Source organism: Bacillus sp. BC05(2025) (assembly GCF_056725905.1).
Genome location: NZ_JBWYRA010000009.1, coordinates 1 through 23,504 on the forward strand (window position 1 = coordinate 1; position 23,504 = coordinate 23,504).

At 36.1% G+C, this 23,504-nt stretch carries 25 protein-coding genes; 11 read left to right on the top strand and 14 right to left on the bottom strand.

Annotation, left to right across the window (positions count from 1 at the left end; translation table 11 throughout):
- Positions 1-208: 208 nt before the first annotated feature.
- On the top strand, positions 209-565 hold the full coding sequence (locus ACZ76X_RS22360; protein ID WP_144615653.1) for a YgzB family protein: 357 nt from the start codon (positions 209-211) through the stop codon (positions 563-565).
- Positions 566-747: 182 nt separating this feature from the next.
- Here ACZ76X_RS22360 and perR read toward each other — a convergent pair whose 3' ends face one another.
- The 6 genes from perR to ACZ76X_RS22390 form a co-directional block, all read right to left on the bottom strand.
- Positions 748-1,176 carry a peroxide-responsive transcriptional repressor PerR gene (gene perR / locus ACZ76X_RS22365; protein ID WP_000237831.1) on the bottom strand — a complete coding sequence of 143 codons (429 nt, stop codon included), beginning with the start codon at positions 1,174-1,176 and terminating at the stop codon, positions 748-750.
- 299 nt (positions 1,177-1,475) lie between these two features.
- Positions 1,476-1,931 carry a thioredoxin-dependent thiol peroxidase gene (bcp, locus tag ACZ76X_RS22370; RefSeq protein ID WP_000259038.1) on the bottom strand — a complete coding sequence of 152 codons (456 nt, stop codon included), beginning with the start codon at positions 1,929-1,931 and terminating at the stop codon, positions 1,476-1,478.
- A gap of 44 nt (positions 1,932-1,975) precedes the next feature.
- Positions 1,976-2,380 (bottom strand): potassium channel family protein, encoded by a 405-nt coding sequence (locus ACZ76X_RS22375; RefSeq protein WP_000964347.1) that lies wholly within the window; start codon positions 2,378-2,380, stop codon positions 1,976-1,978.
- Positions 2,381-2,452: 72 nt separating this feature from the next.
- Positions 2,453-3,238 carry an ABC transporter permease gene (locus tag ACZ76X_RS22380; protein WP_479851713.1) on the bottom strand — a complete coding sequence of 262 codons (786 nt, stop codon included), beginning with the start codon at positions 3,236-3,238 and terminating at the stop codon, positions 2,453-2,455.
- A 4-nt stretch (positions 3,239-3,242) separates the two neighbouring features.
- The gene (locus ACZ76X_RS22385) at positions 3,243-4,034 is read right to left on the bottom strand and encodes an ABC transporter permease (protein WP_479851714.1); all 792 of its coding nucleotides are present in this window, start codon (positions 4,032-4,034) and stop codon (positions 3,243-3,245) included.
- Positions 4,027-5,040, bottom strand: coding sequence for an ABC transporter ATP-binding protein (locus tag ACZ76X_RS22390; RefSeq protein WP_000843646.1), 1,014 nt, complete (start codon positions 5,038-5,040; stop codon positions 4,027-4,029). Before ACZ76X_RS22390 ends, ACZ76X_RS22385 begins: the two co-directional genes overlap by 8 nt.
- A gap of 121 nt (positions 5,041-5,161) precedes the next feature.
- Here ACZ76X_RS22390 and hemL point away from each other — a divergent pair, with 121 nt between their 5' ends.
- The 3 genes from hemL to ACZ76X_RS22405 all read left to right on the top strand — a co-directional run bounded on the left by hemL (position 5,162) and on the right by ACZ76X_RS22405 (position 12,450).
- Positions 5,162-6,466, top strand: a complete 1,305-nt coding sequence (hemL, locus tag ACZ76X_RS22395) for a glutamate-1-semialdehyde-2,1-aminomutase (protein WP_479851715.1) — start codon at positions 5,162-5,164, stop codon at positions 6,464-6,466.
- A 198-nt stretch (positions 6,467-6,664) separates the two neighbouring features.
- Positions 6,665-11,101 carry a glutamate synthase-related protein gene (locus ACZ76X_RS22400; RefSeq protein WP_479851716.1) on the top strand — a complete coding sequence of 1,479 codons (4,437 nt, stop codon included), beginning with the start codon at positions 6,665-6,667 and terminating at the stop codon, positions 11,099-11,101.
- A 260-nt stretch (positions 11,102-11,361) separates the two neighbouring features.
- On the top strand, positions 11,362-12,450 hold the full coding sequence (locus ACZ76X_RS22405) for an aromatic acid exporter family protein (protein WP_098253789.1): 1,089 nt from the start codon (positions 11,362-11,364) through the stop codon (positions 12,448-12,450).
- Between the two features lie 13 nt (positions 12,451-12,463).
- On the opposite strand, the gene ACZ76X_RS22410 is transcribed toward ACZ76X_RS22405, so the two are convergent.
- The 4 genes from ACZ76X_RS22410 to ACZ76X_RS22425 form a co-directional block, all read right to left on the bottom strand.
- Complete coding sequence (locus ACZ76X_RS22410) at positions 12,464-14,224, bottom strand: ABC transporter ATP-binding protein (protein WP_479851717.1); 1,761 nt, start codon at positions 14,222-14,224, stop codon at positions 12,464-12,466.
- A gap of 54 nt (positions 14,225-14,278) precedes the next feature.
- Entirely contained in the window at positions 14,279-14,809 is a 531-nt protein-coding gene (ntdP, locus tag ACZ76X_RS22415) for a nucleoside tri-diphosphate phosphatase (RefSeq protein ID WP_000506628.1), read from the bottom strand.
- Between the two features lie 242 nt (positions 14,810-15,051).
- Positions 15,052-15,312: a YgaB family protein gene (locus ACZ76X_RS22420; protein WP_000997584.1), complete on the bottom strand. Its 261-nt coding sequence runs from the start codon at positions 15,310-15,312 to the stop codon at positions 15,052-15,054.
- A gap of 188 nt (positions 15,313-15,500) precedes the next feature.
- On the bottom strand, positions 15,501-15,782 hold the full coding sequence (locus ACZ76X_RS22425) for a gamma-type small acid-soluble spore protein (protein WP_000039045.1): 282 nt from the start codon (positions 15,780-15,782) through the stop codon (positions 15,501-15,503).
- A 124-nt stretch (positions 15,783-15,906) separates the two neighbouring features.
- Between ACZ76X_RS22425 and ACZ76X_RS22430 the strand changes: the two genes are divergently transcribed.
- Positions 15,907-16,131: a hypothetical protein gene (locus tag ACZ76X_RS22430; RefSeq protein WP_000275446.1), complete on the top strand. Its 225-nt coding sequence runs from the start codon at positions 15,907-15,909 to the stop codon at positions 16,129-16,131.
- A gap of 33 nt (positions 16,132-16,164) precedes the next feature.
- Here the strand turns inward: ACZ76X_RS22430 and mutY are convergent, their stop codons facing one another.
- Positions 16,165-17,262, bottom strand: a complete 1,098-nt coding sequence (mutY, locus tag ACZ76X_RS22435; protein ID WP_479851718.1) for an A/G-specific adenine glycosylase — start codon at positions 17,260-17,262, stop codon at positions 16,165-16,167.
- A gap of 149 nt (positions 17,263-17,411) precedes the next feature.
- Here mutY and ACZ76X_RS22440 point away from each other — a divergent pair, with 149 nt between their 5' ends.
- The gene (locus tag ACZ76X_RS22440; protein ID WP_479851719.1) at positions 17,412-18,392 is read left to right on the top strand and encodes a metal-dependent hydrolase; all 981 of its coding nucleotides are present in this window, start codon (positions 17,412-17,414) and stop codon (positions 18,390-18,392) included.
- Between the two features lie 24 nt (positions 18,393-18,416).
- Here ACZ76X_RS22440 and ACZ76X_RS22445 read toward each other — a convergent pair whose 3' ends face one another.
- A complete protein-coding gene (locus ACZ76X_RS22445) occupies positions 18,417-18,683 on the bottom strand; it encodes a YfhJ family protein (protein ID WP_000998164.1) in 267 nt (88 codons plus the stop codon).
- A 121-nt stretch (positions 18,684-18,804) separates the two neighbouring features.
- On the opposite strand from ACZ76X_RS22445, the gene ACZ76X_RS22450 reads away from it, so the two are divergent.
- Together ACZ76X_RS22450 and ACZ76X_RS22455 are read left to right on the top strand one after the other, a co-directional pair.
- Positions 18,805-18,963: a small, acid-soluble spore protein K gene (locus tag ACZ76X_RS22450; protein ID WP_000517891.1), complete on the top strand. Its 159-nt coding sequence runs from the start codon at positions 18,805-18,807 to the stop codon at positions 18,961-18,963.
- A 37-nt stretch (positions 18,964-19,000) separates the two neighbouring features.
- Positions 19,001-19,153, top strand: coding sequence for a YpzG family protein (locus ACZ76X_RS22455; RefSeq protein WP_000122093.1), 153 nt, complete (start codon positions 19,001-19,003; stop codon positions 19,151-19,153).
- Positions 19,154-19,223: 70 nt separating this feature from the next.
- Here the strand turns inward: ACZ76X_RS22455 and ACZ76X_RS22460 are convergent, their stop codons facing one another.
- Both ACZ76X_RS22460 and recX read right to left on the bottom strand, forming a co-directional pair.
- Positions 19,224-19,541 carry a YfhH family protein gene (locus ACZ76X_RS22460; RefSeq protein ID WP_001057032.1) on the bottom strand — a complete coding sequence of 106 codons (318 nt, stop codon included), beginning with the start codon at positions 19,539-19,541 and terminating at the stop codon, positions 19,224-19,226.
- 10 nt (positions 19,542-19,551) lie between these two features.
- The gene (recX, locus tag ACZ76X_RS22465; RefSeq protein WP_479851720.1) at positions 19,552-20,364 is read right to left on the bottom strand and encodes a recombination regulator RecX; all 813 of its coding nucleotides are present in this window, start codon (positions 20,362-20,364) and stop codon (positions 19,552-19,554) included.
- Positions 20,365-20,445: 81 nt separating this feature from the next.
- Here recX and ACZ76X_RS22470 point away from each other — a divergent pair, with 81 nt between their 5' ends.
- The 3 genes from ACZ76X_RS22470 (at position 20,446) to ACZ76X_RS22480 (ending at position 23,420) form a co-directional block, all read left to right on the top strand.
- Positions 20,446-21,351 (top strand): TIGR01777 family oxidoreductase, encoded by a 906-nt coding sequence (locus tag ACZ76X_RS22470; protein WP_479851721.1) that lies wholly within the window; start codon positions 20,446-20,448, stop codon positions 21,349-21,351.
- A 139-nt stretch (positions 21,352-21,490) separates the two neighbouring features.
- A complete protein-coding gene (locus tag ACZ76X_RS22475; protein WP_342717534.1) occupies positions 21,491-22,621 on the top strand; it encodes an amidohydrolase in 1,131 nt (376 codons plus the stop codon).
- Positions 22,622-22,862: 241 nt separating this feature from the next.
- Complete coding sequence (locus ACZ76X_RS22480) at positions 22,863-23,420, top strand: GNAT family N-acetyltransferase (RefSeq protein ID WP_000914736.1); 558 nt, start codon at positions 22,863-22,865, stop codon at positions 23,418-23,420.
- Positions 23,421-23,504: the final 84 nt, after the last annotated feature.

Consider the following 23,504-nt stretch of genomic DNA (forward strand, 5'->3'; position numbering starts at 1 on the left):
ATATCATGCAGTACATACAGGGTCAATACTTTTTACAAAAAAATTTCACATCCCGTTAAAACTTTAAAAATGCTTTTCAAAAATCCGTATAGTCTCCCTTCATTCTTTATCTTAATCAACATTTCATATCTTATCACTTTATCATGTTTCTGAGTGAATGAAAATTCTAAATTTTATGTTATTATGATGTTATAGGAGTGTGGTGAGAATGAGCATTAAGTATTCAAACAAAATTAATAAAATCCGGACCTTTGCATTAAGTTTAGTATTTATCGGCCTCTTCATTGCATACTTAGGAGTCTTTTTCCGTGAAAACATTATTATTATGACAACATTTATGATGGTTGGCTTCTTAGCTGTAATCGCTAGTACTGTCGTTTACTTTTGGATCGGTATGTTATCTACTAAAACTGTACAAATTATTTGTCCAAGCTGCGATAAACCCACAAAAATGCTCGGTCGTGTCGACGCATGTATGCATTGCAACCAACCTTTAACAATGGATCGAAGCCTAGAAGGAAAAGAGTTTGATGAGAAATACAATAAAAAGAGCTATAAATCATAGGCACATATGATTACAGTAAGGAAAATGTAATCTTACAAAACTAAACATGAAAAGGTGATTTCTTAACCAAGAAATCACCCTTTGTATTTACTCTTAATTAAATCCTCCTAAACCTAACGAAATTTCCATATATAATAAAGAAAGAGGGAGACGTAAACGTCTCCCTCTTTCTTTATTATATATTACGCCTTATGACACTCTGGACAAACGCCATAAATTTCTAAGCGATGACTATTAATAACGAAGCCTGTCGTTTTCGCAGCTTCCTCTTCAAGCTGTTCCAAACCCCCATAAGGAAAATCAACAATCTTACCACATTTTTCGCAAATCACATGATAATGTTGACTTGTAACATAATCAAATCTACTTGAAGCGTCTCCATAAGTTAATTCCTTTACAAGGCCAACCTCTTTAAATACACGTAAGTTATTATAAACAGTTGCAACACTCATATTTGGAAACTTACCTTCTAATGCTTTATAAATGTCATCCGCTGTTGGGTGCGTCATAGATTCCACAAGGTACTCTAAAATAGCATGACGCTGTGGAGTAATGCGTACACCCGTATTTTTCAGCATTTCTAGCGCTTCTTTTAATTCTTCTTTGACCACCGTCATGCACCCCGATTCTATACGGATTATTATTTTATAATTCTTATAAAGAGTGTACTCCTTTTCTTATAAATCGTCAATATTTCTACTATAAGTATGTGGTTTATTTTTGTATATAGCCTTATTCTTATGTATCTTTCCCTATTTTTTATACATTTACAATAGAAAAAAAGTGCGACATAATCGCACTTGGAATACTATCATCTGAGGAGGTATGCCCTACACTTCACTTTATGTAAGCCAATAAAATATGTATAGACACTCGCCTTACTTCTATATATTTTATCTCCCCAATGGATTTATTTTATATAAGAAAGAACATCTTCAATATGTCCCTTCACTTTCACTTTGCGCCATTCTTTTACAAGCTCACCGTCTTTATTAATAAGGAATGTAGAACGCTCGATTCCCATGTACTCTTTTCCAAAGTTCTTTTTCAACTTCCAAACATCGTACAATTCCGCCACCTTATGATCTTCATCTACTAAAAGTACAAATGGAAGTTCATGCTTCTCAATAAATTTCAAATGTCTGTTCGCTGAATCAGGACTTACACCAAGAATAACTGTATCTTTCTCTTGAAACAATCCATATGCATCTCGAAAATCACATGCTTCAGTTGTACACCCTGGAGTCATATCTTTCGGATAAAAATATAGAACTACGTTTTTACCACGAAAATCAGCTAAGCGAACTTGTTCCCCGTTACTTCCCTCTAATGTAAATTCTGGAGCCATTTCTCCTACTGTGACCATTGTTATCACTCCTATTCTTTTCTTTTACTATATCAAATGCTATCTTATTTTTCATTGTCTATTACAGACCTCATTACAAAAGCAAACGGTAATGTATATCCAATTAGCGCTTCTGCAATCGCAATCCATCTCCCTATTCCAATCGGAGCTATATCACCGTACCCAACGGACAACAAAGTAACTGCGCTAAAATATAAGCAAATTTCTACAAGTTGAAAAGATTGGGCATGCAAGCTTTCTCCATCTTCTTTCAAAACTGCAAAGCCCATTTCTTCTAATACAACATAACTTAACCCAAACGCAATTAATACCGTTGTATAAATTAGAAACAAGGAGGCTAAATTATACAGCGAAAAGAAACGTCTAGAATCTGAATATGAACTCCATAACAATTGGACACTTCTCAAAATAGCGATTGCTGCAATTAATAGAATAAATCCCCATAACATGTCCTCCACCTCATTTTATATGTATGAGACGGCCATTGGATTTATCCCTTAGAAACAAACAAGCCCCTATAATTAATTACCAGCACCACGGTACCTTTTTACCCCTTGATTCCAAAGAGTGATTGCAATCGTAAAACAGATAACACCAACAAATGGTGTTGCAAATGCATAGCTATTCCACTCTGTCTTTCTTAAGAAGTATGCTGCTGGATACACTCCAACAAACGCAAATGGTAGGACAAACGTTAAAATGAAGCGAATTACCCGGTTATAAATATTAACAGGATAGCGACCATAGTTACCTATGTTATACATTAGCGGCATAATTGAACTTTTCGCATCCGACCAAAAACCAAGGCTCGCAAGCGTAACAAATATCCCTCCATATACAAGTGCACCCCCTCCTACCATTAGTAAGAATAAGAAGAAATCGTACCAGTAAAAAGATAATTGTAACTCTACTGCTGCGTAGCCCATTACAATCATCCCTGTAATCGCTCCAATTAAAGATTCAAGCTCCATTCTTTCTAATATAATTTGAAATAAACTATGAATCGGTCTCGTTAATATACGATCCATTTCTCCTTTAATAATGTAACGATCATTAAAATCCCATATGTTAAAGAAGGCTGAAAAAATGGCAAATGGCACTAAAAAGAAACCATAAATAAAGATTACTTCTTCTCTACTCCATCCTTTTAATGCTTGTGTATGTCCAAACACAACGAGAATAAAGATTAAATTAACAGCCTGTAGTGATAAATCAGAAAGTAATCCAACGATAAAATCGCCCCGATACTCCAATTTTGTTTTTATATATTGGCTTGCATATTGCAAAAATAGTTTTATATATATCATCTCATCATCCCCCTTGTACAATTAGACGTTTTCTCGCCGTTCTCCACATGAGTACAATTGGAATAATAAGTACAATTGCCCAAATTACTTGGAATAATAATGCCTCATACAATTTATTTCCTTGTATACCTTCTGAAAAAATCATACTCGGAATATAACTAATGGCCTGAAACGGTAAAAACACCATTGCCTTTTGGGCCCATAACGGATAAAAACTAATTGGTAATAATAGACCTGAAAATAAATCAATAACAACACGTTTCGCATACATAATTCCACTATTATTAAATAAGAAGAATGTAAGCATTCCCGTCATTAAATTAATTTGTGTATTAATAATAAAACTAAATATTAAAGACAAGAAGAAATATAACCACGTTTGAAAATTCGTTGTAATTTGCAATGAAAATAATAAGGTAACGATAACCATACCCGGAATTGAAAAGAAGGCAAAGCGAAATATTCCTTCACCAAGACCTTGCATCACTTTCATTCCTAAATAGTTATATGGACGAATAAGTTCTACCGCTACACGTCCTTCTTGAATCTCCATCGCAATTTCCCTGTCTATATTATTAAAATAAAAGGCACGTGCCATCCACGCAATTGCGATATACGTAGTCATTTGCGAAATAGATAAACTTTCAATATTCTCTTTTCCGCTATAAATTGCTTGCCATAAAAAATAATACGCGCCGATATTAATTATATAAATTAAAATCCCGCTATAATAGTTTGTACGATACGCAAGCATCATTAAAAAGCGAATTCGAATCATTTCAATGTACTTACCCATGTTTAATACCTTCTTCATAAATGTTACGAATAATTTCCTCTGTAGACACTTCGTTGATTTTTAAATCTTTAATTTGAAAGGCTTGTACTACTTTAGAAATAAGCATTGAAATAATAACTTCTTCATTCGGGATTTTGGCAATCCACGCGTTTTCCTCTTTCGCTTTCGACCAAACGACATGACTATCCGGCATAACCATTGATAAATCCTGATAGGAAACTGGTGCAACAAACTGAAAATGTATTTCTTTCTCTGCTCCCCACTGCGTTCGAAGATTATTTAAAGAACCGTCATACATAATATTTCCTTCATCCAGCATGATAACGCGCTCACATAAAGCTTCAATATCAGTAATATCATGAGTTGTTAATAAAATTGTTGTTTTATAACGTTCATTCATTTCTTTTAAAAATTCACGTATTTTCAATTTCACAAGTACATCTAACCCAATTGTTGGTTCATCTAAAAATAATAACGGCGGATTATGAATTAATGCTGCCGCTAATTCACAACGCATTCTTTGACCAAGAGATAACTTTCGAACTGGCTTATCCAATAAAGGACCAATATCTAACGTTTCAATCACGTGCTCCATATGTTCTTTATACTGAGCATCTGATACACCGTACACTTTTTTTAATAAACGAAACGATTCTTGTACAGCAATGTCCCACCAAAGTTGTGAGCGTTGACCGAAAACAACACCAATAGTTCTTACAAATTCTTCTCTCTGCTTATGCGGGTTCATCCCATTTACTAAAATGTCTCCTGATGTCGGAGTTAAAATCCCTGTAAGCATTTTAATTGTCGTTGATTTACCGGCACCGTTCTCACCGATATATCCAACCATTTCACCTTGTTTCACAGTAAAAGATACATCATTTACTGCTGGTACTATTTTATAATTACGATTTAATAAATCACGAAATGCACCCTTTAAACCTGGACGACTTGAATAGGCTGTAAATTCTTTACGTAACCCTTGTACCTCAATTACCGATTTCATAACCGGACCCCCTTCCTAAATGTCACAACGAATAGTTTACCCAACTGCCTTCTCTATCACAAACAATACGTCTTTTCGAAAAACATGTTAGAATAATACATAGATTTTTGTAAGGAGATGAATGGTAGTGAAATTCACAAAATCAGAAGCATTACATAAAGAAGCTTTAGAACATATCGTTGGTGGCGTTAATAGTCCTTCTCGTTCTTTTAAAGCAGTTGGCGGCGGCGCTCCTGTTGCTATGGAACGTGGAAAAGGCGCTTATTTCTGGGATGTAGACGGAAATAAATATATCGATTATTTAGCAGCATACGGTCCTATTATTACTGGACATGCTCACCCACACATTACAAAGGCAATTACAAAAGCTGCTGAAAATGGTGTACTTTACGGAACACCAACAGCACTAGAAGTAAAATTTGCAAAAATGTTAAAAGAAGCAATGCCCGCATTAGATAAAGTCCGTTTCGTAAACTCTGGTACTGAAGCAGTAATGACAACAATTCGTGTCGCTCGTGCCTACACAGGCCGCACAAAAATTATGAAATTCGCTGGTTGTTACCACGGTCATTCTGATTTAGTACTTGTAGCAGCTGGATCTGGTCCTTCTACACTAGGAACTCCTGACTCAGCCGGTGTACCACAAAGTATCGCTCAAGAAGTTATTACCGTTCCATTTAATAATGTAGAAACGTTAAAAGAAGCATTAGATAAATGGGGACATGAAGTAGCAGCTATTCTTGTAGAACCGATTGTTGGAAACTTCGGTATTGTAGAACCGAAACCTGGCTTCCTTGAGAAAGTGAATGAACTTGTTCACGAAGCTGGTGCACTAGTAATTTATGATGAAGTTATTACTGCTTTCCGCTTTATGTACGGTGGTGCTCAAGACTTACTTGGCGTAACACCAGACTTAACAGCTCTTGGTAAAGTTATTGGTGGCGGACTTCCGATCGGTGCTTACGGTGGTAAGAAAGAAATTATGGAACAAGTTGCCCCACTCGGACCTGCATATCAAGCCGGTACAATGGCAGGAAACCCTGCTTCTATGGCATCTGGTATTGCTTGTCTAGAAGTTCTTCAACAAGAAGGGATTTATGAGAAATTAGATGAACTTGGTGCAATGCTTGAAAAAGGAATTTTAGAGCAAGCTGCCAAACATAATATCGATATTACATTAAACCGTCTAAAAGGTGCTTTAACTGTATACTTCACAACAAATACAATTGAAGATTACGATGCAGCACAAGATACAGACGGTGAAATGTTCGGTAAATTCTTCAAGCTTATGCTTCAAGAAGGAGTTAACTTAGCGCCTTCTAAATACGAGGCATGGTTCTTAACGACAGAACATACAAAAGAAGATATTGAATATACAATTGAAGCTGTAGGCAGAGCATTTGCCGCTTTAGCAGACAATAAATAATCTCATCATTAAAAGGAAAAAAGAAAGCACACCTTTCTTTTTTCCTTTTTTCTATTTCATAAATTCCTTATTAATAGTATAATTATTCATAATTATCTGTTTAATTTTCTTTTATATCCTTACTATCTTTGTATGCAAGGCTGCTCACGCCTTAAATAGTAAGATTATTCAAACTTCAATAAGAGGGGGGATTGACGGATGCTCAATAAAACAAATACATGGACACCGTCTTTATTTCGAGATTATAAAAATGCAGAACATGATGCGTGTGGAATCGTTTCCGTTATGGAGAAACGAAAAATTCCTACAAAAGAAAACATTGATCTTTGCATACAATCGCTCGTTAAAATGAATCATAGAGCAGGTTTCATTAATGGTGAAGGCGATGGAATCGGTATTCACATTGATGTACCAAAAGCACTTTGGAGTGAAAAACTAAAAAGTAGCGGATATAATCCAACGATCGTGGATCATCCCCACTTTATCGTTGGACATTTTTTTCTAAACAAAAACGCAAATGTAGTTAATTTAAAAAATCATATTCGTACACAACTAAGCAACGAAAACTTTGCAATTCTTTTTGAAAGTGACGATGTAATAAACTCCGATGCACTCGGTCCACTTGGTAAACAAGAAGAACCTTTATTTTGGCAAGTTGCCCTTATCGCTGAAAATGAAGTTAAAAATATTGAGCAAACATTATTTTCAGTAACGATAAAAATAGAGGAAAACGAAGCGATTCATGTTGCTTCCTTAAGTCGTGATCATGTTGTATATAAAGTTCTCGGTGCTGGTGATACGCTTGTGGCCTATTACAATGATTTACAACACCCGCTGATCGCTTCAACTATGACACTAGGACATAATCGCTATTCTACAAATACATTATCTAATTTTTTTCGTGTACAACCATTTAGCATTCTCGGACATAATGGTGAAATTAACACGATTGCAAAATTACGCGATCAAGCTGACATGATTCATGTTCCACTTACTGCTGGGGGCAGCGACTCCCAAGATTTAAACCGCACCTTAGAAACTCTACTAGTTCAATACGACTACAGTTTATTTGAAGCAATGGATATACTATTCCCACCAATTATTAATGAAATTAAACTTTATGAGCCACATTTACAAAATTTATATACGTATATACGTGAAGCATGGGGCCATTTTGCACAAGGTCCAGCTGGTATTATTTCACGCTATAAAGATGAAGCTGTTTTCAGCGTCGATTCCCTTGGACTACGACCAGTTTGGAAAGTAGAGACAGAGAGTTCTTATATTTTCTCTTCTGAACCTGGAGTTGTATCTCCAACTGAATATGTAGCTGAACCGAAACCACTCGCTCCTGGAGAAAAAGTCGGTCTAAAGTGGAATGAACAAGATGAGCTTGTTCTTTATGAATATGACAAATACCAAGCTCAAGTATACGACCGTTTTAAAAAGCGAGTTAATACTAAAGATTATCATTTAAACTTATCTACCCCTGAAACGAAAGAAATCCAAGGATTATGTGATTCTATGCAAGTTGAAACGAAGCAATACGTTGCTTTCGGATGGGATCGTGAACATATTCAGCTTCTTGAACAGATGGCAACAAAAGGCGTTGAGCCAATTCGCTCACTTGGTCATGACTCACCACTCGCTGCACTCGATACTGATAGACGAAATATCGCTGACTTCATTAAAGAGAGTGTAGCTGTTGTTACAAATCCAGCAATCGATCGTGATCGAGAAGTTGAACACTTCTCCACACGAACGATACTTGGCGAACGTCCAAGTTTATTGGCTGGTGCTAAACAGCCATTTGTAGTTGAGATGCTTTCCCCAATTATTTTAGAAGGAAGCGTAGCACAATCTATTGCAGAAGAATTACACACAATTACGTACGAGCAACTTATACAGCTATTCAATGCTCATAGCTCTATCGCTACAATCTCTGCTACATTCAGTCAGGCAGAAACTTTACAATGTGCCTTAAATCGAATTAGTTCTGAAGCAATAACAGCCGTGAACGATGGAGCTTCCCTATTATTAATAGACGATGCTGATGCTCACCTAAATGGACGATTATGGATTGATCCGCATTTAATTACCGCTAAAGTACATCAAATATTAAGCGAAAATAAATTACGCCGAAACTGCTCTCTCGTTATACGTTCTGGTGCCCTTCGCTCCTTACACGATATCGTCACACTGTATGGATTAGGAGCAGATAGTATTAATCCATATTTATTATTTGCAACCGTAAATGATGGGACGAAAACACCCATTACGAATTTATATCATGCACTTAATAAAGGGCTAGAGAAAGTCATTTCAACAATCGGAATTCATGAATTACGCGGATACGGTCGCCTCTATTCTTCTATCGGATTACATGAAGAAATCGCAAACATATTAGAAATTACGAATTTCTTCGGTTCAAATAATTTAGCTTTCTCGCTTGAGTCACTTGCTGAAGATGCACAAATGCGAGCAGATGATTATAACAATCCTAAAGTTAGAATGCGAAAATCTTTTCATATATTCCCGCGAATTTGGAAAGCAATCGGTGATGTCGCAAAAGGAAACTCTTATGATGATTACCGTGAAAAATTAAGTGAATTAGAAGAAAACAATCCAATCGCGATTAGACATCTTATTCAAACGAAAGAAACAAAACATGTCGTTCCGGCTGAAGAAGTGTCCATAAGTATTCAAAATCATGATTTACCATTTATTATTAGCTCCATGTCATTCGGTTCTCAAAATGAAATTGCCTTTCGTGCATATGCAGAAGCGGCCGATCAGCTAAATATGATTAGCTTGAACGGTGAAGGCGGCGAAATTAAAGACATGATTGGAAAATATCCACATACACGTGGACAACAAGTTGCATCTGGGCGATTTGGTGTAAACGCCGAACTACTAAATTCATCAAACCTAATTGAAATAAAAATTGGGCAAGGTGCAAAGCCTGGTGAAGGTGGGCATTTACCAGGTTCAAAAGTAACAGCCAAAATCGCTGAAGCACGTAACGCTACAATTGGCTCAGATTTAATTTCACCTTCTAACAACCATGATATTTATTCCATTGAAGATTTAGCTCAAATGATTACAGAAATTAAAACGGCCAATCAACTTGCGAAAGTAGCTGTAAAAGTTCCTGTCGTCCCTAACATTGGAACAATTGCTGTCGGTATCGCAAAAGCTGGTGCTGATTTTATTAACATTAGCGGATTTGATGGTGGTACAGGTGCCGCACGTATTCACGCATTGCAACATGTAGGGCTTCCTGTAGAAATTGGTGTGAAAGCCGCTCACAATGCTTTATTAGAAGCAAATATGAGACATAAAGTAGAAATTTGGGCTGACGGTGGTATTCGAAGTGTGAATGATGCCTTAAAAATCATGCTTCTTGGGGCAAACCGCATTGGATTTGGTACATTATCCATGATTGCAATTGGTTGTACAACTTGCCGCGGATGTCATCTAGATACTTGTCACGTTGGAATTGCAACACAAATTGAATCTGAAGCTCAGGCGAAAGAACACGGATTACGCCGGTTCGTCCCACGTGAATTAGAAAGCGCCGTCGCTGGATTATTACATTTATTCACTACTTTTGGCGTAGAACTAAAACGATTAACAGGAAATCTTGGTTATACAAATTTACAAGAAATTGTTGGGCGTTCCGATTTATTAGAACAAGTTCGAGGCGAAAATTTATTAGACTTATGTAATTTACTACAAACGATAGAACATCCATCTGTCACAAAAACAGAAGACGTACCAGAAAAACAATTTGAAACAGTTCATTCCCCTCATTCGAAAGAATTAGTAGGAGTTGGCGTAGAACAACGCGTTATGGGCGGTCTAGAATCTTGCTATCGCGTTCGTAGTAAATTATATGAAGACATGAAGCTTGAACCACTTACATTAAAGTATACGAATGGCTCTATTCCTGGGAATGGATTAGGTGCTTACAATAGTGAGAACTTATTTATACACGTAAATGGCGGTGCACAAGATGGCATTGGTAAAACCTCCTTTGGTGGTGGTATTTATATAACGAAAGCAAAAGGAAAAGACGGCATATATTATAACGGTTCTGTCGGAAAAGGTTTTGGATACGGTGCACAAAAAGGAGCGCTATACGTTCAAGGTAACGCCGATGCTCGCGCTGGCATTCGCCTCTCTGGAGCAGACATGATAATTGGAGGGCGCATGACGAAGCCACTCCGTGAAAAAGAGCAAGGAAATATAGGAGCATACTCTAATATTAAAGGTTTCGCTTTTGAATATATGACAAATGGGCGAGCGCTTGTTTTAGGAGATCCTGGTCCATGGATTTGCGCTGGTATGACTGGCGGTGTTGTTTATTTACGTCATGATTCAAGCTTAGGTTTAACAGAACAGGCCTTAAAAAGAAGAATCGCAAAAGGGGCAAATGTTACATTACAGCCAATTAGTAAAAATGGTGTGCAAGATGTGACTGCATTATTGCTAGATTATATTCGTGTATTAAATGGGCATGAGCAATACGAGGAAGTCGCTTTATTAACACCGTTACTCGATGATATGCAGCAACAGTTTTTTGAAATCATCCCGAAAAAAGAGCAGGCTGATCCATCTATTTCAACAGAGTGATATGCCTAATTTTCATCTCCAAGAAAAAAATTGACGAAGTACACTTCTCATAGTAATCTATAGTAACAATTTGAAACCTGCTGAAATTCAGCAGGTTTTTTTACTAAAAATTGATGTTTAAAAAGAATTAGGAAAAAGTATAAAATGAATCTTAATTTCTTATTAACGTCACTAAAATATCACTTGCTAACATATTGTAATGAATGTATAGTATCATGTTGTACATTCATTATGACAAGAGAAAGGATCTTATTAAGGGTATGAAACTTGGTGCTCGCATTTTAAAAACGGGTGTTGCCATCACATTAGCTTTATTTGCTTGTATTTTACTTAACTTACCGAGTCCGGTATTTGCGGGAATCTCAGCTATATTCGCTGTACAACCGTCTGTATACCGTTCGTATTTAACTGCACTTGAACAAATTCAAGCAAACGTCATTGGTGCGGTATTCGCTATCGCATTCGCTACTGCTTTTGGACATAATCCTTTTATTATTGGATTAACATGTATATTAGTAATTGCACTTACACTGCAATTACGATTAGAAAACACAATATCAATTGCTTTAGTAACAGTTATCGCTATTATGGAGTATCAAGGTGAAGATTTCTTTAGTTTTGCCTTACTTCGATTTGCAACGATTATGGTTGGTATTATTGCCGCTTCACTTGTAAATTTAGTGTTTATGCCACCAAAATACGAAACAAAACTCTATCATCGCATCGTTGATAATACAGAAGAAATTGTAAAATGGATTCGAATGAATAGCAGGCAAGCTTCTGATTTTACAACGCTAAAAACTGATATTGATCGTATGAAAGAAAAAATGATCAAATTAAACCATTACTATTTGCTGTATAAAGAAGAAAGAAGCTATACGAAAAAAGTACAGTTCGCAAAAATTCGTAAGCTCGTTTTATTCAGACAAATGTTAGCGACGACAAGCCGTGCTTTAAGTACGTTAAAATCATTGCATCGTACTGAAAACGAACTGCGCTATATGCCAGAAGAATTTCAGGAATCTATCCAGAATGAACTTGATTCATTAACACATTATCATGAACAAGTTTTATTAAAATTTATTGGTAAAGCAAAAAAACAACAGTCCGTTGAAATGCTGGATGAAGTTGAAACAGGTAAACAAGAATTAATTGATATCTTTATGGAATATCAAAATAAGGACGATGAAGAAGCATATAAAACATGGCTACATCTCTTCCCTCTTATTTCTGCCATTATTAACTATAGTGAAGAAGTAGAGCATTTAGATTTACTTGTAGATAGCTTCTACACATACCATAAACCAGAAGCAGAACTCAAAATCGACGATAAAAAAGAAGACGAATAAAAAACAGCTCCTTTTATGCTAAAGGAGCTGTTTCTGTTATATGCTGAAGTTGATATAAATTGTAATAAAACCCTCTTTTTTTCATTAATTCTTCATGAGAACCTGTTTCTTTAATTTCACCATCTTCAATATAAATAATCGTATCCACATGTGTAATTGTCGCTAATCGATGTGCGATTATAATCGTCGTCCGATCAGCAGCTAACGTCTGAAGTGCCTCTTGAATATATCGTTCATTTTCTAAATCTAAAGCGGAAGTCGCCTCATCTAATATAAGTAACGAGGGACTCTTTAGAAACACTCGTGCAATCGCTACACGTTGCCTTTGTCCACCAGATAACTTTACACCGCGTTCCCCAACGACAGTATCATAGCCATCAGGTAACTCTATAATAAAATCATGAATTTGCGCAGCTTTGGCAGCTGCAATTACTTCTTCCTCTGTAGCCTTCGGATTTCCGTATAAAATATTTGCCCCGATTGTATCGCTGAATAACAAATTATCTTGCAGTACAATTCCAATATGACTACGTAAATTTCTCATATCATACTTTCTGACATCTATCCCATCTACATAAACTGCACCTGAAGAAACATCATAGAAACGAGGGATTAAACTAGCAAGAGATGACTTCCCTCCTCCACTCGCTCCTACAAGCGCAACCTTCTCTCCAGGCGACATAGTTAATGAAAGGTTATGTAATATCTCTTTTTCATCCGAATTGTAACGAAAAGATACATTATCAAATATCACTTCACCATTTAATTTCTCCGTTTGTACCGCACTTGGGACATTCACAATATCATATTTTTCATCTAACAGTTCAAACACTCGATCCATCGATGCGAAAGACTGCGTTAATGTTGTAGAGGAATTAACAAGGCGGCGAAGTGGATTATATAAACTATCCATATATCCAACAAAAGCAACCATAGTCCCTAATGTTAATTGCCCCTGAATCACTTCATATGCTGCAAAACCGATTACAAGTAATGGTCCTAAATCTGTTAACGTATTTACCGCCGAAAATGTTCTCGCGGTCCAACTCGTATGCGTTAACGCTTTCGTCAAAAATTCATTATTTCTTTTTTCAAACTGCTTCCCCTCATACTCTTCTAATGCAAAGCTACGTGTCACTTGCATCCCTTGAATACGCTCATGTAAATACCCTTGCATCGTTGCTAACGCTTGTGAACGCTCTTTCGTCAATTTTCGAAGACGCCCGAAAAAATATTTCACTGCTACTACATAAATAGGTAAAATTAATAGCGCAACAAATGTCAATTTTACATTCATAGAAAACATAACAATAATAGCAATAGCAATCGTTGCTGTATCTAACCAAACATTCATCAAACCAGTAATTACAAAGTCCTTCGTTTGTTCTACATCATGTATGACACGTGAAATAATCTCGCCTGTTTTTGTATTCGAATAATAACGTAAACTCAACTTTTGCAAATGACCAAAAATATGTTTTCGCAAATCATATAGTATTGTATTTGCGATACGCTGCGCGAAATATTGACGATAATATTCAATTGGTGGTCTTAATACTGCAAAAATAAAAAAAGCAATCCCAATTGCAGTTACTAGTTGGGACGTTTTATCTTGAAGTGAACCCCCGCCCTGAATTACATCATCAATAATATACTTTAATAACCACGGCATAATAAGCGGGATGCCGAATTTAACTAGACCAATCATAATCGTAATAGCAATAAGCCATCGATATGGTTTAACAAATTGCAAATATCTTTTTATACCTTGCACCTAATCCCCCCTCTAATAGGACAAACCTGCCGGGAAATCCCCTGCAGGTTTGTTTTAATTTCTGTACATTAAATATCTCTCATACCACATATCTACAAAGTCCGGCGCGAATGGCCCTTTTCTTTGATGAATCCATTGTGTTAATTGTGCTACATTTCGTTTTAAAATCGTATCAATCACAGGTGGATATTGCATAATTTGACTATGTTTTTCATACTCATCTTCATCTAAAAGCGTATATGTCATATCTGGATACACTTTAATATCTAAATCATAATCAATATACTTTAACGCTTCAGAATCATATGCAAAAGGTGAGCTTAAATTACAATAATAATATACTCCCTCTTCCCTTAACATTCCAATCACATTAAACCAATAGTTTGCATGAAAATAACAAATTGCTGGTTCACGCGTAATCCATGTGCGACCATCTGATTCTGTCACTACTGTACGATCATTCGCTCCGATTACAAGGCTTTGTGTCCCTTTTAAGATTGTTGTCTCTTCCCACATTCTATGAATGGAGCCATTATGTTTATAACTATGTATTTGTACTTTTTCTCCTTCTTTGGGAAACCCCATATATGCTCCCTTCTTTCAACTGCAAATGCCCTTTGAACTGCATTCACTTTTTTTCTATTATAACTTTTTTGTCGAAATTTTAAAACTAAAGCGACAAGACTCCATTTCTCACACTGAATACGATATCTTTAATCTTCTTAGGAGACGAGGGTTTTATTTACAAACAAGGAAATGAGAATAAAAAAAGCCCTTCCTTATTTCCATGTAAAGAAGGACCTTTCACTTGAAGACAACGGCATGCCTTATCCTAAATTTGAAATCATTTTTTCAGTTTCAAAAGATTGAATTACACTATTTGTTTGCTCTTCAAACTTCTCATGCAATAACTTGAGTGCTACTTCTGTTCTATATATTTCTTGGCGTATAAAATGTAATTCCTTCTTATCGCACGTATCCTTTTCGCTCATTTCAATTTGCTGATACTTCTCTAGATGAGCTTGTAACTTCAACAACTCATCCATCGTTTCTAATTGCTCTCCCACCAACTTATCAAAGTCGTTCATTACTTACCCCCTTTTAGATTTATTGATCAGTTATTATTCCTCATTACATATTTCTAATCTTTAACTTCCTTCTCCTTTGACTACATTTGTTGACTTATTAGAAGTTATGTCGTTCGCTTTATTTTCATTACCATCACCAAAGCACAAAGAAAACACTTCTCCCGAATTAGAGAAGTGTTTTTCTTTCATTACTGATTTGAACTAGAAGATTGTGATTGTTTTGCAGCTGATTGTGCATTTTGTTTTTTCACAGCATGCACATCTGTTTCAGTTGCAAATTCAGTACCATAACTAGCGTTTGCACTTTGTGCACCAGAAGCTTGTGCTTTCTTTGCTTCTGATTGTGCATTTGCTTGTTTTACTGCTTGCACATCTGTTTCAGTTGAAAACTCTGTACCATAACTAGCATTTGTACTTTGAATGCTAGCACCAGAAGTTGCCTTGTTATAACCTTGTTGTTTTTTACTCATCTTTCTCACCTCCACAACCAATAATGTAACCAATTCATTTAAAAGCTATCCGTGATTTTCTTTTTTTAATCTCCGTATATATCTCTTATCACTCATTCAAACTATAGGAAATGGAGGTGGGCATATGTATATAGGACGCGATATGACTGAACTAACGATGGTTTCAAAAAATGAGTGGAAAGAAGATGAATTGGCTTATTTTCATCATTCATTACAACAGATTCTTCCGTATTTAAATGCAGAAGGTCAAAGTATCTATAAAGAAATTGTAAAAGAAATTGAAACAAGAGGCGGCTTACAAGAAGGTGAGGCTAGTTGGACTCATGGGACAAAAATTTCTTACGATTAAAAAAGTGTTCCCAATCTAGGGAACACTTTTTATTTATTGCATTGTAATCTTCTCGACACAACTTTCATAAATCGTACGATGTGATTTCGAGAAAGGCAACTGTTCAAAAGCTTCTTTCGATACAAATTTCAATGTATCTGTTTCAACAATATCACCAGTTACTTTTCCGTAAAATACAAATATATCCCAAGTACGATGGGTAAACGTATGTTGTACATTCATTGCGTATTCTTCAATAGAAATTGAAAGCTCAAATTTTTCTTTTATATAATCTATAAGCTGTTCCTTCTGATTACGAATCCCTTCGCCAAGTTCAACATTCGGAAACTCCCACATATTAGCTAATAAACCGGTACTTGGACGTTTATTAATGACGTAACGACCATCTTCCGTTTGAAGCACTCCTGCAACAATCGGTACCATCGTAGGGGCCTTTGCTTTACTTTTGACTGGTAATTCCTTTTGAACACCTTCAGCATATCCCCTGCAATGCTCACGTACAGGACAAAGTAAGCATGCTGGATTTTTTGGAATACAAATTAGTGCGCCTAACTCCATCAAACCTTGATTAAAATAAGATGGGTTTTTAGCCGAAATAATTTCACGCACAATCTCTTCAAACACTTTTCTAGTTTTCGGTTTTGCAATGTCATCCCATACTGATAAAATACGGGATAATACACGCATAACATTTCCGTCAACTGCCGGCTCTGGTATACCATATGCGATACTTAAAATAGCACCTTTTGTATATGGTCCGACTCCCTTTAACTTTTCAATTTTCTTTACATCATTCGGTACAATTCCGCCGTATACTTCTTTTACTTCCTTTACAGCCGCATGTAAGTTTCGTGCTCTAGAATAATAACCTAAACCTTCCCATGCTTTTAACACTTCTTCATCATCAGCATTTGCCAAAGCTTCTAGAGTAGGAAACTTCCCCATAAAATTCGCGTAATATGGTTTTACAGCTTCCACTCTAGTTTGCTGCAACATAATTTCTGAAACCCAAACACGGTATGGATCTTTATTTTTACGCCACGGTAAGTCGCGTTGCTCTTTTTCAAACCAACCAATTAAATCATTTTGAAACTGCTCTATGTTAAAATTATTTAATATTTCAAGTGTCAAACTTGATCCCCCTCATTTTTTTGCATATAAGTACTATTATAAAGATTTTAGGAAAAAATTTAAGTAAGATGACATAGGAAATAGAAGGCAAAGGACTTGAGGTATCGAATAAAAAGAGTTACATTAATAAAAAACGGAGGTGGATTTCTATGGACACAGCCACTCACCTTGTTATGGGCGTTACTCTAGGCAGTTTGGCCACGTTAGATCCAGCCATAGCACAAAGTGATATTGGGCCACAAGCAGTTATGCTCGCTACAATTGCTGGTTCCAATATTCCTGATATCGATACAGTTTTAAAATTGCGTAATAACGCTAAATATATTAGAAATCATCGCGGGATTACTCATTCCATTCCTGCAGTGATTCTTTGGTCATTCCTTATAAGTGGCATCTCTTTCGCCTTCTTTTCAGACGCTCCATATTTGCATCTACTACTTTGGTCATTTATTGCCGTCTTTCTTCATGTCTTTGTAGATATTTTCAATGCCTACGGTACACAGGCATTACGGCCCTTCACAAAAAAATGGGTAGCACTCGGTATCATTAATACATTCGATACCGTCATTTTCTTCATCCATATACTCGCAATTGCTTGTATGCTCGTAGGTTCCCATAAAGGATATACTGCCTTAGCAGCGTATATATTGATGGTTGTTTACTATATCGGACGGATTATGATGCATAGAAATATAAGAAGCGTTGTACAAAAACGTTTCAAAAATGTTGAGAAGATAATTATTTCTCCTTCTTATCGATTTTATCATTATCATTTAGCAATCGTTACAACCAATTATTACTACGTTGCTAGATGGCATCGCGGTAACATCATGGTATATGATAAATTCGACCGGGTACCGTTCCCAGACAATACTATTATGCGCGCTGCTAAACAAGATGAAAACATCTCAGCATTTTTATCTTTCTCCCCTGTGTATCGCTGGGACATTTTCGATTATGATCATTATTACGAGGTTCGATTCATTGATTTGCGCTATCGTAGTAAAGATTATTATCCATTCGTTGCGATCGTTCAACTCGATCATAATTTAAATATTATTAGTTCCTATACAGGATGGATTTTTAGTGAAGAAAAACTTCGAAAAAAACTGGAGTTACTTCCACATTAAAAAAAGCGACTTAAGTCGCTTTTTTTAATGTTTTAAATGATCTTCTTGATTGATTAAATGACTATATTTCGGATTATTTGTACGCATTTCATGAAGGCGTACTCCATGATTATTAATCCATGATCGCACCACTTGTTCAGTCATTTGCTCTCCTTGGTAACGACCTGACTTTGCATAAGTCGTTTGAAAATCTTCCCACAATAATTCAACCCACGCACGAGCTTGTGCATAAGAAAGTTTATCATTTTTTTCCAACAGTTCTTTCGTTAACGCTTCATAAATATCATTCATATTCTAATCTCCTTTACCTAATTATCCCTTCATTTCTAAAGGATAGTTTCTTCTATTTTGCACATTCTATAATTGATACTTCTTCAAGAGGTATCAACTGATGATGAGGAGGGCGTTCGCAATGGGTAAACAAGCCGAATTTTGGTCTGAGTCAAAAAACAACAGCAAAATCGACGGTCAACCGAAAGCGAAATCACGCTTCGCTTCGAAACGACCTAACGGCACAATTAACACGCACCCACAAGAACGTATGCGTGCTGCAAATCAGCAGGAAGAATAGTACAAAGTAAATCAACTTCCTACACGAGGTGATAAAGATGAGCTACCGTGATCGCTTAGATAGTCGTTCTGAATTATTTAACCATACGTGGACTCGTCCGAAACATGCGAAAGCGCAAGTTAATGGACAGACGCAACAAACCCAGTCTCTCATTATATTGGCGAATGAATGTAAAAAACGCCAATTTTAGAATCTCCTATCTCCTGTAACGCCTACCAAAGATGAAAACCAGAGAGATAATCGCTCTCTGGTTTTTGTTTTTATTTTTCTTGTAATAAAGAAATCGGTATTCCAATCTCTTCATTATCATTTTGCTTATGTCCCCAAGCAAATACCCCATTGAAATACGTGATTTCAAATAATATACCAGGTTCTTCTACTAATTCATACGTCTCACCGATATGGAATTTGTTTATGTCAGTCATATAAGCGCGGGCCATTGCTATCTTTCGCATTAATACATCGAACTCATTTACAATTCCAAGTTGCTCAGCTTTTATCGCTTGCTCTTTCAAAAGCCCAATTTCTTCCCTTAGCTCATATGGTGTCATTTCACTGTAGCGCTTTGGCATATTCATCTTATTCTCCTCATTCCTCTTCGCGTTTCATTTGCAAAAATACCTCTATTTCATCGATAGAGAATCCTTTTCGATATAACGCTTGTTTCATCTTATTTTCGAATGTCCATCCATCGTGCTTCTTATATTTCTCATAATATTTATTCCCATGATAGTGTAACGCTTCTTGTTGCTTTTCGTCATCTTTTTCGTCTTTCAATTCTTCCAAACAAATTTGAATCACATCTCTAGAATATCCTTTACGAACAAGCATTTCGTCTAACTTTAGCTTCATTTGTAAAAAGGAATGCTTTTGATAAGATTTTTTCTTCTTTTCTATAAGAATTAAAGCATTCTCAATTTGCTTTTCCTTTGGATATTCTTGTAAACTATGCGTAATAATTAGATCCTGAACACCTTTATTTAACAACTCTCTTTTAATAACAGTGGGACCTTTTCGATTCACATTGCTTTGCGTTCTCGTATATAAAATAGCATACTCTTTATCATTAATATATCGGTCATGTAATAACTTCGAAACGACTTCAGAGATGATGGCCTGTCCCACTTCTTTTTTTCGTAAAAAATCTTCTATTTCTTGTTTCGTTCTCATTTGATAGGATAAATAGGAGATTGCTTGTAAATATGCTTTTTGTACCTCTTCATTGTACAAAATATTTCCTAATGCTATTTCATCAATTTCTAAGCCCTTTTGTAATCCGTGTTTTATTAAGATTACTTCATTCACACTAAACCCGTACTCTTCACCTTGACCTTTATCAATATAAATATTAAACCGTTCTTTCGATCGTTTTTGTACTTCTATTTTTGTAATGACAGCCATACTCTCACCTCTCTATTATTTTAACATAGTCAAGGAACGTTTTTGCTTTTCAAGAATATATATAATGAGGAGGAAATACTTGTGAAAATCGCAATTTCTGGTGGTACCGGCTTTATCGGTAAATACCTTTCTACTTTTTTCATTCAAAAAGGACATACGGTTTACATTCTCACTCGAAACAAAACTACTGAAACTTCCGACCCTAATCTTCAGTATGTTCAATGGACACCAAATTTACAAACCTTCCCCCTCTCTTCTATCGATGTAGTTATTAATCTAGCTGGAGAATCTATTAATAGTAGATGGACAAAGAAACAAAAGAAAGCCATTTTAAACAGTAGAATTCAAACGACAAAAGGACTCATTAAACAATTGCAGACACTCAACATAAAACCGCACACATTTATTAACGCAAGCGCTATTGGATACTATGGAACGTCTGAAACCGAGTCTTTTACAGAACAGCATGAGACTCCTGGAGATGACTTTTTAGCAAATACAGTATGTTCATGGGAACAAGAAGCATCTAAAGCTCATTCTCTCGGAATGCGAACAGTATATGCAAGATTTGGAGTCGTATTAAGTGCAGATGGAGGAGCTCTTCCAAAAATGCTACTCCCCTATCAATTCTATATCGGAGGTACAATTGGATCTGGAAACCAATGGTTATCATGGGTTCATATAGATGATGTCGTTCACCTGATTGATTTCATCATACAAAAAGAAGAAATTGATGGACCTCTTAATCTCACAGCTCCCTTACCTATAAGAATGAAGGAATTTGGAGAAACCATTGCAGCTATAATGAAAAAACCTCATTGGTTACCTGTCCCTTCCTTTATGCTTCACGCTTTACTTGGTGAGATGAGCATACTTGTACTAGAAGGACAACATGTATTACCTAGTAAAGCAATTGAGCATGGGTATCAATACACATTTCCGACAATAGACCATGCATTACAAAATATACTTTCGCATACAATGTAGTACTTCTAAAACACAGTTTTACAGGGGCCCTTTCAAAACTTTTATTTTCTAGAATCCGGAGCATTATTACACAAATAATCTTTCAGTTACTTTCCCCTAAATTCCATTAACATTATAAAGTAACAGAAATGAGGTACCTATGAAAATATTGCTCAAACAAGCCATTGTCTATCCTATTACATCCCAAAAATTCCAAGGGGATGTACTCGTTATAGGAGAACGAATTGCCGAGGTCAAGCCTACTATTCAACCTACTCAAGATATGACAGTTATAGACGCGCGTGCTCTTCATCTTTTACCCGGATTTATTGATGTCCATACTCATCTTGGTCTCTATGATGAAGGCACTGGTTGGGCTGGCAATGATGCAAATGAAACATCTGAAGTTTCAACACCACATATCCGTTCTTTGGACGGAATCCACCCTTTTGATATTGCATTTCAAGATGCTGTACAAAATGGCATCACAACTGTTCACGTTATGCCAGGAAGTCAAAACATTATCGGTGGTACGACTTGTGTAATAAAAACAGCTGGAACTTGTATTGATCATATGATTATTCAAGAACCTGCAGGCTTAAAGATTGCCTTTGGAGAAAATCCTAAAAAGGTCCATAGTAATGGAACAAAAGAATCCATAACACGTATGGGAATTATGGGATTACTTCGGGAATCATTCTATGAAGCACAGCACTACGGGCATGAAGCTGATTTTCGAATGCTTCCTATCTTAAAAGCATTACGTCGCGAAATACCCGTACGTATCCACGCTCACCGAGCAGATGATATTAGTTCTGCTCTACGCTTTGCAACAGAATTTAATCTCGATTTACGTATTGAACATTGTACAGAAGGACACTTTATTGTTGAAGAACTTTCGAAACACAATTTGAAGGTTTCAGTTGGCCCCACGCTTACACGCCGTTCTAAAATAGAACTCAAAAACAAAACATGGGATACTTACCATATATTATCCAAAAATGGAGTGGAAGTTTCCATCACAACAGATCACCCTTATACACCCATTCAATATTTAAATGTTTGTGCTGCTGTTGCAGTAAGGGAAGGATTAGACGAAAAAACTGCACTAGAAGGAATCACTATTTTTCCAGCACGAAATTTACGTTTAGAGGATAGAATTGGAAGCATCGAGGTTGGAAAAGACGCTGATCTCGTGTTATGGACCCATCATCCTTTCCATTATTTAGCCAAGCCTGTACTAACCATGATTGATGGAAAAATAATTTACAAAAAAAATAAAAAAAACTAGTTTATTTTTTTGACTAGATAAAGTATTATACGATTATAAACTGAATGAAACCATAATCAATTTGTGTCGTGATTATCATTTTCAAATTGATGAATGGGGAAGGCAAATGGTGCGCCACCAGCGTTAGAAACTGGTTCTAGTGGGTTCGATTCCCACCCCGAAATTTTTTAAAGATTGATATAAAAATTTCGAGGGTGGGGTGTTTTTTCGTCATGCTACCCTCGTGTGAGGAGGAGTTAGTATGTTAAAAAAACGCGACTTACACGACAGCCACGTTCTATACGAGTTAATGGTGGATCCAGCTGTCTTCCCTTTTGTGCGTCAAAAGGCTTATTCTTATGAGGAATATTTATTTTTAACGAAACAAACGATTGAAGCTGAAGAGCGTGGGGAATTAATTTCACGCACAATTTTAGATGAATGGGGTAACCCTATCGGAACAATTACTTTATTTGATGTGCAAGAAAAAGCCGGATTCCTTGGAACATGGCTTGGCAAACCATATCATGGAAAAGGCTATAATAAATTGGCAAAAGATTCATTTTTTAGTGAACTTTTCTATGAATTAGATATTGAAACGATCTTTATGCGTATTCGCAAAATAAATATTCGTTCTATTAAAGCTGCAGAAAAATTACAATACGTAAATCTAGCAAACGAAACAAGAAAAGCCGTTTATGATGAAATTAACGCGAATGAAGAAGTATATAACTTATATGAAATTCCAAAAGATCAATATACACTTGCTACAATGCGAGATACAACGTTCCAAGATGCTCATCACTTAAAAGAAGCATAATCTAAATTTTTAGAAAAGATAATTAACCATTAACATTTTGACCTATACGTATATCACCCGATGTCTTTGGAAACGATAGATAGT